We start from the raw sequence: 16242 nt of genomic DNA, 5'->3' as shown, positions 1-16242 counted from the left end.
TCTCTGATAGAATCGAAAGCCCCGTTTCGCACCAGGAAGGCCTTTCAGCATGGATTCGTCATCTGACAAAAAAGAAGAATTGCGTCAGCAATTGCGCCAAGCAGCGCTCGAATATCACCAGTTCCCACGTCCCGGCAAGATCAGCGTCACGCCCACCAAGGGCCTGCTGAACCAGCGCGACCTGGCGCTGGCGTACTCGCCGGGCGTCGCGGCGCCATGCGAAGAAATCGTCAAGGATCCCGCCAACGCCTACAAGTACACGGCGCGCGGTAACCTGGTAGCAGTCATCACCAACGGCACCGCCGTGCTGGGCCTGGGCAATATCGGCCCGCTGGCGTCCAAGCCGGTGATGGAAGGCAAGGGCGTGCTGTTCAAGAAATTTGCCGCCATCGATGTGTTCGACATCGAAATCAACGAAACCGATCCCGACAAACTGGTCGACATCATCGCCTCGCTCGAGCCGACCTTTGGCGGCGTGAACCTCGAAGACATCAAGGCGCCCGAGTGCTTCTACATCGAGCGCAAGCTGCGCGAGCGCATGAAGATCCCGGTCTTCCACGATGACCAGCACGGCACCGCGATCATCGTTGGCGCTGCGATCCTCAATGGCCTGAAAGTCGTGGGCAAGGACATCACATCGTGCAAACTGGTGGTGTCCGGTGCCGGCGCGGCCGCGCTGGCCTGCCTCGACCTGATCGTCGACCTGGGCTTCCCGATCGAAAACATCTATGTCACCGACCTGGCCGGCGTGGTCTACAAGGGCCGCGTCGAACTGATGGACCCGGACAAGGAACGCTTCGCGCAGGACACGCCGCACCGCAGCCTGGCCGAAGTCATCCCGGGCGCCGACATCTTCCTGGGCCTGTCCGCTGGTGGCGTGCTCAAGAAAGAAATGGTCGCGTCGATGGGCCCGAGCCCGCTGATCCTGGCGCTGGCCAACCCGAATCCCGAGATCCTGCCCGAAGACGTGAAAGCCGTGCGCAGCGATGCCATCATCGCCACCGGCCGTTCGGATTATCCGAACCAGGTCAACAACGTGCTGTGCTTCCCGTACATGTTCCGCGGCGCGCTCGATTGCGGCGCGACGACGATCACGCGCGAAATGGAAATCGCCGTGGTCCACGCGATTGCCGACCTGGCGCACGCCGAGCAGTCGGACATCGTGGCCTCGGCCTATGGCATTTCGAACCTGTCGTTCGGTCCGGAATACCTGATCCCGATGCCGTTCGATCCGCGCCTGTTGACCCATATCGCGCCGGCCGTGGCCAAGGCCGCGATGGACGGCGGCGTTGCTGCCCGCCCGATTGAGGACCTGGCGGCTTACGCCGAGAACCTGCAGCAGTTCGTCTACCGCAGCGGCACCTTCATGAAGCCGCTGTTTACGATTGCCAAGAGCGCACCGGATGAGCTCAAGCGCATCGTCTACGCCGAAGGCGAAGAAGAGCGCGTGCTGCGCGCCGTGCAGGTGGTGGTCGACGAAAAGCTGGCGCGCCCGATCCTGGTCGGTCGTCCGGCCGTGCTGGAGCAGCGCATCGAGAAATTCGGCCTGCGCCTGAAACTCGGCGTGCACTTCGACGTCATCAATCCCGATTTCGACGAGCGTTACCGCGATTACTGGCAGAGCTATCACCAGATGGTGATGCGCAAGGGCGTCACGCAAGACCTGGCCAAGCTGGCCATGCGCCGCCGCCACACGCTGATCGGCGCCATGATGATCCACAAGGGCGAAGCCGACGGCATGATCTGCGGCACCTACGGCACCACGCAGATGCACCTGGAATTCGTCGACCAGGTGCTGGGCAAGCGCGCCGGCGCCAAGGTGTATGCGGCGATGAACTTCGTCATCACGCCGGAGCGCCAGCTGGCGATGGTCGATACCCACGTCAACGAGAATCCGAACGCCGAGCAACTGGCCGAAATCACGGTGATGGCGGCCGAAGAGATGGAACGCTTCGGCATCGTGCCACGCGCAGCGTTGCTGTCGCACTCGAACTTCGGCAGCGCCAATTCGGAATCGGCGCAAAAGATGCGCGCCGCGCTGGCTCTCGTGCAGCAGAAGAAGCCCGACCTGGAAATCGATGGCGAGATGCATGGCGACACGGCGCTCGACGCCAAGATGCGCGCCAAGATCATGCCGAACTCGACGCTCAAGGGCGATGCGAACCTGCTCGTGATGCCGAACATCGACGCCGCGAACATCGCCTACAACCTGGTCAAGACGGCCGCCGGCAACGGCATCGCCATCGGCCCGGTGCTGCTGGGCTGCGCGCGGCCGGTGCACATCCTGACCCCGTCAGCGACCGTGCGCCGGATCGTCAACATGACGGCGCTGGCCGTCGTCGAGGCGGTTTCGCCACGCTAAGCGGGGCAATGAATGCGTGGATGGCGGTGCCGTCCACGCGCCGCCTGACCGTACTTTGTCTCGGGCTGTCGCCCTTTGTCGCGGCCCGGGGACACTCGTAACAAACCGTAAGCAGGCCGTTTACCGCGTCATTTTCGCGTCATAATTGACCGGGTAAGCGTTGTCTGAATTGCACCAAACTCCGGAGCGCGAGCCAGTCTGGCGACCTCCTCTGTTACAATCTTCGTTTGGCCGGGCGCCTTTTTCATCACGTTGCGCCTGCAAGACCAACTTCAAATCATCCATCATATGCATAACAAACGAGCCCTCATCACCGGCATCACCGGCCAGGACGGCGCCTATCTGGCGCAACTGCTTCTCGAAAAAGGCTACCACGTCACCGGCACCTATCGCCGTTCGAGCTCAGTCAATTTCTGGCGCATGGATGAGCTCGGCGTTACCACGCATCCGAACCTGTCGCTGGTCGAATACGACCTGACCGACCTGGCTTCGAGCATCCGCCTGCTGGAAACGGCGCAGCCGGGCGAGGTCTACAACCTGGCCGCGCAAAGTTTCGTTGGCGTGTCGTTCGACCAGCCGCTGGCTACCGCATCGATTACCGGCCTTGGCGCCGTCCACCTGCTTGAGGCGATTCGCATCGTCAACCCGACCATCCGCTTCTACCAGGCGTCGACGTCGGAAATGTTCGGCAAGGTGCAGGCGATCCCGCAGATCGAAGAAACACCGTTCTACCCGCGCAGCCCGTACGGCGTGGCCAAGCTGTACGCGCACTGGATGACGATCAATTACCGCGAGTCGTATGACATCTTCGGTTCGTCGGGCATCCTGTTCAACCACGAGTCGCCACTGCGTGGCCGTGAGTTCGTCACGCGCAAGATCACCGATACCGTCGCCAAGATCAAGCTGGGCAAGCAGGACGTGCTCGAGCTGGGCAATATGGACGCCAAGCGCGACTGGGGTTTTGCCAAGGAATACGTCGAAGGCATGTGGCGCATGCTGCAGGCCGACAAGCCTGACACCTATGTGCTGGCGACCAACCGCACCGAGACCGTGCGCGATTTCGTCAACATGGCCTTCAAGGCCGTGGACGTGACGCTCGACTGGAGCGGCAGCGGCGACAACGAAGTGGCCCACTGCACCACCAGCGGCAAGCAACTGGTGCGCGTCTCGCCGAAGTTCTATCGTCCGGCCGAAGTCGAGCTGCTCATTGGCGATCCGGCCAAGGCGAAGCGCGAGCTGGGCTGGGAACCGAAGACCACGCTCGAAGAGCTGTGCCAGATGATGGTCGATGCCGACCTGCGTCGCAACGAACTGGGCTTCTCGTTCTGATATGACGCGCCTGGCCACGGACGACACCCTGCTGCGTGAAGGGGAAGGGCGGCGCGCCCTGATCACGGGCCTGCGCGGCTTTACCGGGTACTACCTGGCGCAAGAGCTGACAGCCGCCGGCTACCGCGTGTTCGGCACCGTGATGCCGGGCGAAGAGGTCGGCCCCGACATGGTCGCGGTGGATCTGTGCGACCGCGATGCCGTCGCGGCCATGGTGGCCGACGTGCAGCCCGATGTCGTGGCGCACCTGGCCGGTATCGCGTTTGTCGGCCACGCCAACGTCGAAGCGATTTACCGCGTCAACGTCGTGGGCACGCGCAATCTGCTCGAGGCGCTTGCTGCCGGCAATCACCGGCCAAGCAGCGTGCTGCTGGCGTCGTCGGCCAACATCTATGGCAATGCCAGCGTGCCTGTCATCGATGAAGACGTGACGCCTTCGCCGGCCAACGATTATGCGGTGAGCAAGCTGGCCATGGAATACATGGCGCGCCTGTGGATGGACAAGTTGCCGATCACGATCGTGCGGCCGTTCAACTACACCGGCGTGGGGCAGGCGGAAAATTTTCTGCTGCCGAAAATCGTCTCGCATTTCCGCCGCCACGAAGCGCGCATCGAACTGGGCAATCTCGCGATCGCACGCGACTTCTCGGACGTGCGCATGGTGGCGCGTGCCTATCGCCGCATCCTGGCGGCAGCGCCGGCCGGCGAAGCGTTCAACGTCTGCTCCGGGACGCCGCACTCGCTGTCGAACGTCATCGAGATGATGGGCGAGATCGCCGGCTATCGCATCGACGTGCAGGTCAACCCGGCCTTCGTGCGCGCCAACGACGTGTTGCAACTGACTGGCAGCAATCGCAAGCTGACTGCCGTGGTGGGCGACCTGGCCCCGACGCCGCTGTATGAGACCTTGCGCTGGATGTGCCTGGCGTGAACGCCGCAGCGATCAACGTCGGCCTCGGGACGACCATGATCGAACCGGGGCTGACGGGCGGACGCCTCGATGGCATCGGCGTCTACACCAATGCGCTGCTGCGCCACCTGCCGGCCACCGGCTGCACCGTCACGCCGTGGTCCTGGCCGCGTGCGCGCGGCGGGGCTGCCGGCATCAGTGTCGGCCAGGCGTTTCCCTATTCATTCGAAGCCGCCACGCTGCTCGACCTGGTCACGCCGGCGGCGCACCGTGTGCACATGCCGCTCGACGTATTCCACGTGACCGATTACCGCGTGGTGCGCATGGATTGCCCGGTCGTGGCCAGCCTGCACGACGCGCTGCCGATCAAGCACCCGGAATGGTGCAATCCGCGCTTGCGCGCGCTGAAAAACCAGTTGCAGGCGAAGGCTGCGCGCAAGGCCGACCACGTGATCGCGCTGTCGCACTTCGCCATCCCCGAACTGGTCGAGTGCTTTGGCGTCGACGAACGGCGCGTGACGGTGGTGCCGTGCGGCGTCGACGAAAGCTGGCTGACGCCGCCCGCGCCAGAGGCCACGCGGGCCACGCTGGCGATCCACAAGCTGCAGCCGGGCTATTTTCTGTTCGTGGGCACGCTGCAGCCGCGCAAAAACGTCGAGCGCTTGCTGGCCGCCTGGCTGATGCTGCCGGCGGCCGTGCGCGCCGAACGTGCGCTGGTCATCGTCGGCGCACCCGGCAGCCGCAGCGAGGCCCTGGTGGCCAGCATGGCGGCGGCGCGCGCGGCGGGCGAGAATCTCGTCTGGCTCGATCGCCTGACCGACCAGGAGCAATTGCGCCACCTGTATGCCGGCGCTGGCGTATTCGTCTTCCCTTCGCTGTACGAGGGCTACGGCATCCCGGTGCTTGAAGCGTTTGCCTCGAACGTGCCGGTGGTGGCTTCCAACACGACCTCGCTGCCCGAAGTGGCGGGCGATGCGGCCTTGCTGGTGGATCCGCTGTCGGCGGGCGAACTGGCCGAGGCCATGCGCACACTGGCACAGGACAGTGTTGCGCGCACGCGCTGCATCGCCGCAGGGCGTGCACGTGCCGAACAACTGACATGGCAAAACACCGCACGCCTGACGGCAAATGTGTACCGAGCCGTACTTTCGCAGTAAGCTGAGTTGATTATGCGCGTCCTTCATTTTTACAAGACCTACCACCCGGATTCGGTCGGCGGCGTCGAACAGGTGATCCGCCAGATGGCCGTGGGCACCGGGCGCCTTGGCGTGACCAATACCGTGCTGTCGCTGTCGCGCCAGCAAGACCTCGCACCGTTCGAGTTCGAAGGCCATATGGTGCACCGGGTCCCGCTCAATGCCGAGATCGCATCCAACGCCATCTCGGTCCAGTCGATCGGCGCGCTGGCACGCCTGGCGCGTGAAGCCGACGTCGTGCACTACCACTTCCCGTGGCCGTTCATGGACCTGGCGCACTTCATGGCGCGCGTGAACAAGCCGACGGTGGTCACGTACCACTCCGACATCGTGCGCCAGCGCCACTTGCTGCGCCTGTACCAGCCGCTCAAGCACCGCTTCCTGCGCAGCGTCGACGCCATCGTCGCGACCTCGCCCAATTACCTGGGCTCGTCGACCGTACTGGCGCGCTATCCGGGCAAGACCAGCGTGATCCCGTTCGGCCTGGACCGCACCACCTACCCGCAGCCCGACCCCGATCGCCTGGCGTACTGGCGCGAGCGGGTCGGTCCCAAGTTCTTCCTGTTCGTGGGCGTGCTGCGCTATTACAAGGGCCTGCACATCCTGCTCGAGGCGGCCGCCGGCACCGATTACCCGGTCGTCATCGTCGGCGCGGGACCGATCGAGCACGAGCTCAAGGAACAGGCCGCGCGCCTGGGCCTGAAAAACGTCCTGTTCGTCGGCGCGATCGACGAACCCGATAAAGCCGCGCTGCTGACGCTGTGCTACGCGGTCTCGTTCCCGTCGCACCTGCGCTCGGAAGCCTTCGGCATCTCGCTGCTCGAAGGCGCGATGTACGGCAAGCCCATGATCTCGAGCGAGATCGGTACCGGCACCACGTACATCAACATCGATGGCGACACGGGCCTGGTGGTCCCGCCATCGGACGCGCTGGCCTTGCGCGCCGCAATGCGCACGCTATGGGACAACCCCGAACTGGCACGCACGATGGGCCGGCGCGCCGCCGCACGCTTCGAAGAGCTGTTCACCTCCGAACAAATGGCCGCCAACTACACCGCGCTCTACCACGACCTGATCGCCCGCCGCGCCACCGGCTCAAGCACAGCAGCGCTTGAGCAAACGGAAGCAGGTTTGTCTCAGACGAAAGTCTGAGACGACGCATCGCAGACGAAAGTCTGAGACACCGCATCCCCCCGCGATCGGCAACGCCGATCGCACCCCCAATCCCCGCCTGAGTCGCTGTCACCCCCACAAATCCATGCCCAAAAACCCTTGAAAAACAATTAGGGTCAGAGTCGAATTGTTTGACAACTTTGAGGAATTGCCCAATAAATCGACTCTGACCCTAATTAATTTTTGCCAGTTTGGCGTGTAATTTGATGCTCCGAAAAAATTCAATTATTGACGGCATCAGAAACGCCGCGCACCGTCGAAAAAGCCTCCAAAATAATTAGGGTCAGAGTCGAATTGTTTGACAACTTTGAGGAATTGCCCAATAAATCGACTCTGACCCTCATTGTTTTTTGGGGGGAGGGTCAGGGTTTTTCGGCCCAGCGGGTGCGGATTTCGCGGATGGCGGGGAGGCGGGTGGTGAAGAGGTCGACGAGCTGGGGGTCGAAGTGGCGGCCTTTCTGGTCGTGCAGGAAGGCGACTGCGTCTTCTTCGGTCCAGGCTTTCTTGTACGGTCGCAGCGAGGTCAGGGCGTCGAAGACGTCGGCGATGGCCACGATGCGGCCGACCAGCGGGATCGCTTCGCCGGCCAGGCCGTTCGGGTAGCCGCTGCCGTCGTATTTTTCGTGGTGCGTGAGCGCGATCTGGCGCGCCAGTGCCAGCATGCCGCTGGCGTGTTCGCCGATGATCTCGGCGCCGATCGTCACGTGGCTCTGCATGATCTTCCACTCGTCGGGGTCAAGCGGCCCCGGTTTTTGCAGGATGCGATCCGGGATGCCGATCTTGCCCACGTCGTGCATCGGCGCCGCGTGCAGCAGGTCGTCCGCTTCCGTTTCGTTCAGGCCGGCCGCGATGCCCAGGATGTGCGAAAAATGGCTCATGCGGATCACGTGCAGGCCGGTCTCGTTGTCCTTGTATTCGGCCGCAAGGCCCAGGCGCTGGACGATCTCCAGGCGGCTCGCGCGCAGCGCTTCCATGCGCACCAGCGACAGGTGGGTGCGCACGCGCGCGCGCACCACCGGCGGGCTGACCGGCTTGGTGATGTAGTCGACCGCGCCGGCCTCGAAGCCTTCCACCTCGTCGGCCGTCTCGGTCAGCGCGGTCACGAAAATCACCGGCACCGACGCCGTGGCCGGATGGGCCTTCAGCGCCGCGCACACTTCGTAGCCGGACATCCCCGGCATCATCACGTCCAGCAGGACCAGGTCGGGCTGCTCCTGGCGCGCCAGTTCGAGCGCGCGTGCGCCATCCTTGGCGAACAGCAGGCGGTAGTGGTCCTGCAGGATCTGGCGCAGCAGTTGCAGGTTGCTCGCTTCATCGTCGACGGCCAGGATCAGCGGTCGGGTAGTCGGTTGGTTCATGCGGAAGGATCGTTGGTGGCGTCGCCAGGCGCGCCGTCAGAGGACTCGGTCCCCAGGATCGCCAGCACGGCTTCCAGGTGATCGAGGGCGAGATCGAAGTCGAAATCGGCGATGGCCGACTGCACCTGGACCACGCGGGTGATGGCCGGATGGGCGGCCAGCGCCACGGCCAGGCTGGTCATGGCGCCGTCGTTCAGGGCGCCGCGGCGCAGCGCTTCGAGCAGCACGCCGCCGGCGCGCCGCGCGCGTGTCAGGTCGATGCCGGCGCCTGGCGTGGCCGGCACTGGCGTGGCGGCGACGTTGCCGATCGCGGCCAGCGCGGCCTCGAGCGCCTGTCCCGCCACGCCGAGCGCCTCGGCCGCGTGCCGCTCGTCGGTCGGCACCGCATTGGTCGCCTGCTCCAGCGTCGCCAGCGCGTCGGACAAGCGCTCCAGGCCGACGTTGGCGGCCGCGCCGCGCACCTTGTGCGCCAGCATGCGCAGTTGTACGTGATCGCCGCCGGCGGCATGCAGGCGCATCGCGCCGTCCAGCTGCGCGTACTGGCGGCTGAAGTGGTCGAGGGCTTCGGCATAAGCGTCTTCGCGGTTGCTCCAGCGGTGCAGGCCCGCGCGCCGGTTGAGCACTTCGCGCGGCGCCGTCGGAACGGCGGCCGCTTCGACCGGCACGCCGCCTTCGAGGCCCAGCACGCGCGCGATCTCGTGCGACAGGGCGAACCAGTCGACCGGCTTGCTGGCAAAGCCGTCCATGCCTGCGTCCACGCTGGCCTGGCGGTGCTCGGCCAGCACGCTGGCGGTCATCGCGATCACCGGCAGTCGCGCGGTGCCATGGCGCGCCTCGTGCGCGCGAATGGCGCGGGTCGCGTCCAGGCCATCCATCACCGGCATCTGGAAGTCCATCAGCGCCACGTCGTACTCGCCGCTGGTGGCCAGTTCGACGATCGCGCCGCCGTCACGCGCGGCCGTCATCGTGTGCCCGCGGCGCGTCATCAACAGCTGCATCAGCTCGAGGTTCTGCGGCACGTCGTCGGCCACCAGCACGCGCAGCGGCGGCAGCACGGCGGCGCTGCGCACACGCGGCGCCTGGTTGCAAAAGCGCGCCAGGATCAGCGGCACACGCACGTGGAATGTCGCGCCCTGGCCCGGCTGGCTCTCGGCCCAGATCCGCCCGCCCATCAGCTCGACGAGCTGCTTGCTGATCGTGGTGCCCAGCCCGGTGCCGCCGAAGCGGCGCGTCATCGACGCGTCGGCCTGCGTGAACGGATCGAAGATCGCAGCCAGGCGGTCGGGCGCGATGCCGATGCCGGTGTCGATCACGGCGATGCACAGCTGGTCGACATCGGCGCTCACGGTCAGCGTCACGCCGCCCGTGGCGGTGAACTTGATCGCGTTGTCGAGCAGGTTGGTGAGCACCTGGCGCATGCGCAGTTCGTCGCCGCGCAGGCCGGTGGGCAGCGCCGGGTCGTACTGGATATCCAGGTGCAGGCCCTTGGCGCGCGCATTGGCCGCCAGCGTCGACGACAGTTCATCGATCAGGGACAGCAGGTTGTAGTCATTCTGTTCGAGTTCGACCGCGCCTTTTTCGAGCTTGGCCGTGTCGAGGATTTCATTGAGCAGTCGCAGCAGGGCGCGGCCGGCGCTGCGCACGGTGTCCAGGTGGCGGCGCTGCTCGACATTGAGTTCGCCATCGAGCAGCACGTCGGTAAAGCCCAGGATCGAATTCATCGGCGTGCGGATCTCGTGGCTCATATTCGCCACGAAGGTGGCGCGGGCGGCCGCAGCCTGCTCGGCCTTCTCCTTGGCGCAGCGCAGCGCTTCTTCCATCTCGCGCCGCTCGGTGATGTCGAGGATGACGCCATCGAGGTACTGGAGGTTGCCGGCTTCGTCGTGCACGCCGGTGCCGTTTTCCCAGAGCCAGCGCACGCTGCCGTCGGCATGCAGCAGGCGGTATTCGACCAGGTACGGCCGGTGCTCGCGCATCGCGGCGCTGGTTTCCTTGCCCACCCGCAGGCGGTCTTCGGCGTGGATCATCGCGCCGAACACGCGGCGCGGCGGGCTGCCCAGGAAGTCGCGCGCCGGGTAACCGGTGACGCGTTCGACTGCATCGCTGATGAAGATCATCGGCCATTCTTCATTGAGCGCGCTGCGGTACGAGATGCCGGGAATATTCCCGATCAGGGAGCGGAACTGCTGCTCGCTGGCCTGCAGCGCGCTTTCCATCGCACGCCGCTCGCTGATGTCGGTGACGAAGCAGACGAACAGGTCCTGCTCGCGCAGCCGCGCATGACCGATTGCGCCCCGTACCGGGACTTCGTGGCCATCCTTGTGCAGGCACCAGGTCTCGGTGCTGGTGTTGATGCCTTCCAGGCTGCCACGCGCCAGCACGGTCAGCACATTGAAGTTGGCGGCGCGACCGCGCTCGGTGAGCAGCAGCCCGATGCTGCGCCCGACGATCTCGCCGCGGCGCCAGCCAAAAATGCGCTCGGCCGACGCATTGAATTCGGTGATGACGCCATCGCGCCCGACCGTGATCACGCCATCGACCGTGGTGGTGAGCAGGGCGCGCATCCAGGCTTCGCTGCGCGAGAGGTCCTGGAACATCTGGCGATAGCGCAGCAGGCCGTTCACGCCCAGCACGGCCACCGACAGCGCCACCGTGGTCACCGTGATCGACAGCGCCAGGAAGCCGCTGTTGGTATCGGCTGCGCTGCCTGGATCGACCGTGCCCGAAAAGCGCGCAGCAGCCATGCCGGTGTAGTGCATGCCGGCGATCGCGCAGCCCATCACGCAGGCCGACAGCAGCAGGCGGCGCGATTCGGACACCGACTGGAAGCGCGACAGGCCGTGGCGCACGCTCAGGGCCAGCGTGGCCAGGATCACGGCCACCAGGATCGAGACCGCGAACGTGAACGGGTCATAGTGCAGCGACAGCCGCATGCGCATGCCGTCCATGCCGGCATAGTGCATCGCGCCGATGCCGGCGCCAACCAGCACGCCGCCCACGAGCAAATGCGACAGGCGCAGTTCGGGACGCGAAATCAGGCTCAGCGCCACCCACGACGCGCCGATGCTGGGCAGCGCCGACAGCAGCGTCGTCCAGTGGTCGTAATGCACCGGCGTGCACAGGTCGAAGGCAAGCATGCCGATGAAGTGCATCGCCCAGACCCCGGCGCCAAGTGCCAGGCTGCCCGTACCGAGCGCGATGGCGCGGTGCGACGGATGGGCGCTGGCCTGACCGGTCACCTGCAAGCCCATCCACGACGAGAAGATTGCCACCAGCAGCGACAGCACCACCAGCGTGGGGTCGTACATCCCGTACGTCAGCAGGGATGGATCTTCAGGAACGGCAAACGATGGCAGCATAGTGAAGGCAGAGTTGTGCTGTAGTAAAAAAAACTTCCATGGAGCATTAAACTGGAGTATCGCATTTTCCGAATTTACTGTGTTGGTGCACGTGAGATTGCTGGACGAATTGTTGTGTTCTGTAGCGTCGAAGCGACCATCTCAGGCTGTTCATTGCGTAAAAATCATGCTCGCTGGTATGCTGGGGGCGCAGTCAACAACTTCCCGTCGCCCTTGCGCGCCGTGCCCATGGCGGTTATCCAAGAGAATCAAATGCGATTTCGGCAACTCTGCATTGGCCTTGTCATCCTGTCGGGCAGCCTGTCGGCAATGACAAAGGCGGCCCCGCCGGCCGTTCCCTACCTGTCGATCACCACCGAGAGCTCGGCGCCGTCAAGCATGCTCGAAGACGGGCGCGTGGTCGGCATTGCCACCGACAAGATCCGGGTTGTCATGGAACGCGCCGGGGTCACCCACGACATCACGCTGCTGCCCTGGAAGCGCGCGTACGCGGCGGCGCTGCAGCAGGCCAACGGCTGCGTGTACTCCGCCACCCGCACACCGGAACGGGAAGCCTTGTTCAAATGGATCGGGCCGACCGACGAGGCGCAGTGGGTCCTGATGGGGCGCGCCGACCGGGCCTGGCGCATTACGAACCTGGAAGATGCGCGCGGCCTGCGCATCGGCACCTATGCCGGCGACGCGCGTGACACTTATCTGCGCAGCCGGGGCCTTGTCGTCGATACGTCGCCCCATGACATGCTCAATCCGCCCAAGCTGCTGCAGGGCCGCATCGACCTGTGGGCCGCCAGCTGGCGCGCGGGCAGTGACGTGCTGGTCAGGAATGGCTGGGACAAGCAGATCGTGCCGGTGTTCGTGTTCAACCGGGTCGCCGTCTACCTGGCCTGCAACCGGGCCGTGCCCGACGCGCTGGTCAAGCGCTTGAATGCGGAGTTTGAAACGATCGAGCGCGACGGCACGGCAAGCGCCATCGAGCGGCGCTACGAACGGCGTGCCAGTGCACGGTGACAGAGCCGTTGGTTTGACTTATAGTGATTCATGATTGTCGTCAATCAGCGAACTTGTCTTGTGCAACAGCGTTACTACTACTTTTCGCAAGTACACGATTTCACGAGGATGCAATGGACACACTCCAGCAATTCGTCGAAAAATTCAAGAGCGCGGTCGACTTCCAGGACGCCGTGGACCTCACCGGCGACACCAATCTCAAGGCACTGCCCGAATGGGATTCGCTGGCGGCGCTGGGCGTAATCATCATGTTCGACATGGAGTACGACAAGGCGATCACCGGTAAGGATCTGGTCGAGTGCCAGCTCGTGAGCGACGTCTACAAACTGATCGCCTGACACCATGGCCCAGGCGACCATCCGCAATGTCCGTTACGCCGGCATGGCGTCCTGCGTGCCACGGCGTGTCCTGTCCAACCTGCACGACTGCCCGCCGCAGATCAAGAGCGCGCGCGAACGCGTGGTGCGCAATATCGGCATCGAGACGCGCCGCATCTGCCCCGAATGGCAAACCTTCTCCGACCTGGCGTTCGACGCCAGCGAGCGCCTGCTGGTTGAGCTGCAGTGGAACAAGGACGAGATCGACGCGCTGATCGTCATCACCCAGTCGCCCGACTACCTGATCCCCGCTACTGCGATCATCCTGCAGGACCGCCTGGGCCTCAAGCCCGGCACGATCGCCTTCGACATCAACCTGGGTTGTTCGGCCTATGCCTTCGGCCTGCACGTGCTGGGCGCGATGATGGCCTCGGGCGGCATCAAGAAGGCGCTGCTGCTGGTGGGCGACAAGGCTGCCACCGTGGTCGAGCCGCTGTTCTCCGATGCGGGCACGGCCACCGCGCTCGAATACGATCCGGCGGCGCCGCCAATGTACTTTGACCTCAATAGCGACGGCAGCGGCTACCGCGCCATCATGCTGCCGGCGGGCGGGCATCGCGAGCCGATCGGCCCGCAGCATCTGCTGCCGTACAAGGACGAGGACGGAATCCTGCGCAGTCCGGCCGCGCTGGTGCTCGACGGCCCGGCGGTGCTGAGCTTCTCGACGCAGCGCGTGCCGCCCGCCGTGCGCGATCTGCTGGCGTATGCCGAATGCCCGATCGACGCTATCGACTACTTCGTCTTCCACCAGGCGAACCGGATGATCAACGACACCATCCGCAAGAAGCTTGGCCTGCCGGTCGAGAAGGTGCCGTCGACGCTGCACGACTTCGGCAATACCAGCGGGGCCTCGATCCCCGTGACGATGACGGCGCGCCTGCGCGAGGCCCTGCAGGGCGGCAAGCACAAGGTCTTGATGTCGGGCTTTGGCATCGGCCTGTCGTGGGGCAGCTGCATCGTCGACATCGACCGCGCGGTGTTCCCGGCGCTGGTCGAGTCATGAGCCGAATCATGAGCCGATCATGAATGCATCGCCGTTCAGCCTCGCGGGCCGGACAATCCTGATCACCGGCGCGTCGTCGGGCATCGGCGAAGCCACGGCCCGCCTGTGCGCAGCCATGGGCGCGCGCATTCTCGCCTGCGGCCGCGATCACGAGCGCCTGGCACGCGTCGTGGCTGGCCTGGCCGGCGCAGACCACCAGGCCATCATCGGCGACCTGACCGATCCGGCCGCGCGCCAGGCGCTCGTCGATGCTGCGCCCAGCCTGGACGGCTGCGTGTTCAGCGCCGGCGCCGCGCAGCTCGCGCCGATGCGCATGGTGACCCAGCGCCATCTCGACCAGCTGTTTGCCGTGAACTACGACGCGCCCGTACTGCTCACGCAAGCCTTGCTGGCCAGGCGCAAGGTCGCGGCCAATGCGTCGCTCGTGTACGTGACGGCGGTGGCCGAACACGTCGCGCCGCACGCCACCGGCATCTATTCCGGCGCCAAGGCGGCGCTGACCGCCACCGTGCGCACCATCGCGGTCGAACACGCGAAGCAGGGCGTGCGCGCCAACTGCGTCTCGCCCGGCTACGTCGCCACGCCGATGCTCGACGGCCTGCAAAACGTGATGAGCACGGGCGACAAGGCAGCCCTTGCGCCACTGGGCATGATCGAACCGGACGACGTGGCCGGCGCCATCGCCTGGCTGCTGGCGCCGGCCAGCCGCTGGGTATCACGAACTTCCCTGGTCATCGATTCGGGCCTGACCCTGCACGTGCGATGAACGACGACGCCCTGTTCCAGCATCCATTCCACCTGCACGGCAAGACCGTGCTGGTCACCGGCGCGTCGAGCGGCATCGGGCGCGCCGTCGCCGTCGAATGCGCCCGCGCCGGCGCGCGCGTCGTCATCAACGGTCGCGATGCGGCGCGACTTGGCGATACGCTTGCCTTGCTCGACGCGGGGCTCGACGTGTGGCTCAAGCACGTGGCCTGCGTGGCCGACCTGACCGATCCGCCGCAGATGGCGCGGCTGGTGGCCGCGTGCGGCGAGCTCGATGGCGTGGTGCACGCGGCCGGCGTGCATGGCGTGACGCCACTGCGCATGCTGCGCCAGAGCTTCATGCAGACGGTGCTCGATGCGAACTTCCTGGCACCGCTGATGCTCACCCAGCAGCTGCTGGCCAAAAAGACGCTGCGCAACGGCGCCTCGCTGGTGTTCATGTCGTCGATTGCGGCGCACACCGGCACCGTCGGTGTGGGCCCGTATTCGGCGTCCAAGGCGGCGCTCGAAGGCATGATCCGGCCGCTGGCCCTGGAAATCGCACCGCGCGCCATGCGCGCCAACGCCATCGCGCCGGGCCTGGTCGATACGCCGCTGGTCAACGACGACCGCGCCTGGCTCGACGACAAGGCGAAAATGTACCCGCTGGGCCTGGGCAAGCCCGAAGACGTTGCCTACGCCGCCATCTACCTGCTGGCCGATATCAGCCGCAAGGTGACGGGCACGCAGCTGCACCTGGACGGAGGCATTCCATGGACGTGACGCCGCGCCTGAAGGACGCATTGATCATCAGCGCCGGCGGCTTTGGGCGCAGCGTCTACAACATCATGCAAAGCGACGTCGCCAATGGCGTTGACTGGGCCGTCATCGGCTTTCTCGACAACCGCAGCGACCTGGCGGCCGACACGCCGCTGCCGGTGCTGGGCGACCCGCTGACCTGGCGCGCGAGCCCGCACGAAGAATTCCTGTGCGCGCTGGGCCAGCCGGCGCAGCGCCGCCGTTTCGCTGCGCCGCTGCTGGCGCAGGGCGCGACCTTCATGAGCCTGCGTACCGGCCTGCACAAGGCGATCGGTGTCGAGATGGGCGCCGGCTGCCTGTTCGAACCCGAGGTGCGCATGGGCGTGGACACGCGCCTGGGCGATTTCGTGTTCGTCCAGTCCACCAGCGTGATCGGCTACGACGTGCAGATCGGCGACTACACGACGATCGGCAGTTTCGTGTTCGTGGGCGGCGGGGCGCGGATCGGCAGCGACGTGATCATCCACCCGCACGCGACCATCCTGCCGCGCGTGAAGGTGGGCGATGGCGCCGTCATTGGCGCCGGCGCCGCCGTCATGGCCGACGTGCCGCCGGGCGTGACGATGATCGGCAACCCGGCCAAGATCTTCAGGTTCAGATAATG

The 16242-nt window shown here is 65.4% G+C and carries 13 protein-coding genes; 11 read left to right on the top strand and 2 right to left on the bottom strand.

Annotation, left to right across the window (positions count from 1 at the left end):
- Positions 1–49: 49 nt before the first annotated feature.
- The 5 genes from ACZ0AJ_RS17350 (at position 50) to ACZ0AJ_RS17330 (ending at position 6949) form a co-directional block, all read left to right on the top strand.
- Positions 50–2362, top strand: coding sequence for an NADP-dependent malic enzyme (locus tag ACZ0AJ_RS17350; RefSeq protein ID WP_183556172.1), 2313 nt, complete (start codon positions 50–52; stop codon positions 2360–2362).
- Between the two features lie 288 nt (positions 2363–2650).
- The gene (gene gmd, locus ACZ0AJ_RS17345; RefSeq protein ID WP_499455747.1) at positions 2651–3691 is read left to right on the top strand and encodes a GDP-mannose 4,6-dehydratase; all 1041 of its coding nucleotides are present in this window, start codon (positions 2651–2653) and stop codon (positions 3689–3691) included.
- 1 nt (position 3692) lies between these two features.
- Positions 3693–4622, top strand: a complete 930-nt coding sequence (locus tag ACZ0AJ_RS17340) for an NAD-dependent epimerase/dehydratase family protein (protein ID WP_499455739.1) — start codon at positions 3693–3695, stop codon at positions 4620–4622.
- A complete protein-coding gene (locus ACZ0AJ_RS17335) occupies positions 4619–5758 on the top strand; it encodes a glycosyltransferase family 4 protein (protein WP_499455737.1) in 1140 nt (379 codons plus the stop codon). The genes ACZ0AJ_RS17340 and ACZ0AJ_RS17335 overlap by 4 nt, the downstream gene beginning before the upstream one ends.
- 12 nt (positions 5759–5770) lie before the next feature.
- Positions 5771–6949: a glycosyltransferase family 4 protein gene (locus ACZ0AJ_RS17330; protein WP_499455735.1), complete on the top strand. Its 1179-nt coding sequence runs from the start codon at positions 5771–5773 to the stop codon at positions 6947–6949.
- Positions 6950–7332: 383 nt separating this feature from the next.
- On the opposite strand, the gene ACZ0AJ_RS17325 is transcribed toward ACZ0AJ_RS17330, so the two are convergent.
- Both ACZ0AJ_RS17325 and ACZ0AJ_RS17320 read right to left on the bottom strand, forming a co-directional pair.
- Positions 7333–8328 carry a response regulator gene (locus tag ACZ0AJ_RS17325; RefSeq protein WP_499455745.1) on the bottom strand — a complete coding sequence of 332 codons (996 nt, stop codon included), beginning with the start codon at positions 8326–8328 and terminating at the stop codon, positions 7333–7335.
- A complete protein-coding gene (locus ACZ0AJ_RS17320; protein ID WP_499455743.1) occupies positions 8325–11687 on the bottom strand; it encodes an MHYT domain-containing protein in 3363 nt (1120 codons plus the stop codon). Before ACZ0AJ_RS17320 ends, ACZ0AJ_RS17325 begins: the two co-directional genes overlap by 4 nt.
- A 252-nt stretch (positions 11688–11939) precedes the next feature.
- Here ACZ0AJ_RS17320 and ACZ0AJ_RS17315 point away from each other — a divergent pair, with 252 nt between their 5' ends.
- From ACZ0AJ_RS17315 to ACZ0AJ_RS17290, 6 genes are all read left to right on the top strand, one after another.
- Positions 11940–12695, top strand: coding sequence for a substrate-binding periplasmic protein (locus ACZ0AJ_RS17315; RefSeq protein WP_499455733.1), 756 nt, complete (start codon positions 11940–11942; stop codon positions 12693–12695).
- Positions 12696–12808: 113 nt separating this feature from the next.
- Complete coding sequence (locus tag ACZ0AJ_RS17310; protein ID WP_499455732.1) at positions 12809–13033, top strand: acyl carrier protein; 225 nt, start codon at positions 12809–12811, stop codon at positions 13031–13033.
- A gap of 4 nt (positions 13034–13037) precedes the next feature.
- Positions 13038–14075 carry a ketoacyl-ACP synthase III gene (locus tag ACZ0AJ_RS17305; protein WP_499455730.1) on the top strand — a complete coding sequence of 346 codons (1038 nt, stop codon included), beginning with the start codon at positions 13038–13040 and terminating at the stop codon, positions 14073–14075.
- A 19-nt stretch (positions 14076–14094) separates the two neighbouring features.
- Positions 14095–14841: an SDR family NAD(P)-dependent oxidoreductase gene (locus ACZ0AJ_RS17300; protein ID WP_499455728.1), complete on the top strand. Its 747-nt coding sequence runs from the start codon at positions 14095–14097 to the stop codon at positions 14839–14841.
- Complete coding sequence (locus ACZ0AJ_RS17295; protein WP_499455740.1) at positions 14838–15602, top strand: SDR family NAD(P)-dependent oxidoreductase; 765 nt, start codon at positions 14838–14840, stop codon at positions 15600–15602. The genes ACZ0AJ_RS17300 and ACZ0AJ_RS17295 overlap by 4 nt, the downstream gene beginning before the upstream one ends.
- Positions 15593–16240, top strand: a complete 648-nt coding sequence (locus ACZ0AJ_RS17290) for a PglD-related sugar-binding protein (protein ID WP_499455738.1) — start codon at positions 15593–15595, stop codon at positions 16238–16240. Before ACZ0AJ_RS17295 ends, ACZ0AJ_RS17290 begins: the two co-directional genes overlap by 10 nt.
- Positions 16241–16242 lie beyond the last annotated feature (2 nt).

The organism is Telluria sp. AC161 (assembly GCF_979258535.1).
Note: the sequence above shows the minus strand (reverse complement) of the source record. Positions and strands in the feature narration are given on the sequence as shown.

Excerpts from the sequence above, each read along its gene's own strand:
- ACZ0AJ_RS17350 (WP_183556172.1), top strand. The coding sequence starts at position 50 with ATGGATTCGTCATCTGACAAAAAAGAAGAATTGCGTCAGCAATTGCGC.
- gmd (WP_499455747.1), top strand. The coding sequence starts at position 2,651 with ATGCATAACAAACGAGCCCTCATCACCGGCATCACCGGCCAGGACGGC.
- ACZ0AJ_RS17340 (WP_499455739.1), top strand. The coding sequence starts at position 3,693 with ATGACGCGCCTGGCCACGGACGACACCCTGCTGCGTGAAGGGGAAGGG.
- ACZ0AJ_RS17330 (WP_499455735.1), top strand. The coding sequence starts at position 5,771 with ATGCGCGTCCTTCATTTTTACAAGACCTACCACCCGGATTCGGTCGGC.
- ACZ0AJ_RS17325 (WP_499455745.1), bottom strand. The coding sequence starts at position 8,328 with ATGAACCAACCGACTACCCGACCGCTGATCCTGGCCGTCGACGATGAA.
- ACZ0AJ_RS17320 (WP_499455743.1), bottom strand. The coding sequence starts at position 11,687 with ATGCTGCCATCGTTTGCCGTTCCTGAAGATCCATCCCTGCTGACGTAC.
- ACZ0AJ_RS17315 (WP_499455733.1), top strand. The coding sequence starts at position 11,940 with ATGCGATTTCGGCAACTCTGCATTGGCCTTGTCATCCTGTCGGGCAGC.
- ACZ0AJ_RS17310 (WP_499455732.1), top strand. The coding sequence starts at position 12,809 with ATGGACACACTCCAGCAATTCGTCGAAAAATTCAAGAGCGCGGTCGAC.
- ACZ0AJ_RS17305 (WP_499455730.1), top strand. The coding sequence starts at position 13,038 with ATGGCCCAGGCGACCATCCGCAATGTCCGTTACGCCGGCATGGCGTCC.
- ACZ0AJ_RS17300 (WP_499455728.1), top strand. The coding sequence starts at position 14,095 with ATGAATGCATCGCCGTTCAGCCTCGCGGGCCGGACAATCCTGATCACC.
- ACZ0AJ_RS17295 (WP_499455740.1), top strand. The coding sequence starts at position 14,838 with ATGAACGACGACGCCCTGTTCCAGCATCCATTCCACCTGCACGGCAAG.
- ACZ0AJ_RS17290 (WP_499455738.1), top strand. The coding sequence starts at position 15,593 with ATGGACGTGACGCCGCGCCTGAAGGACGCATTGATCATCAGCGCCGGC.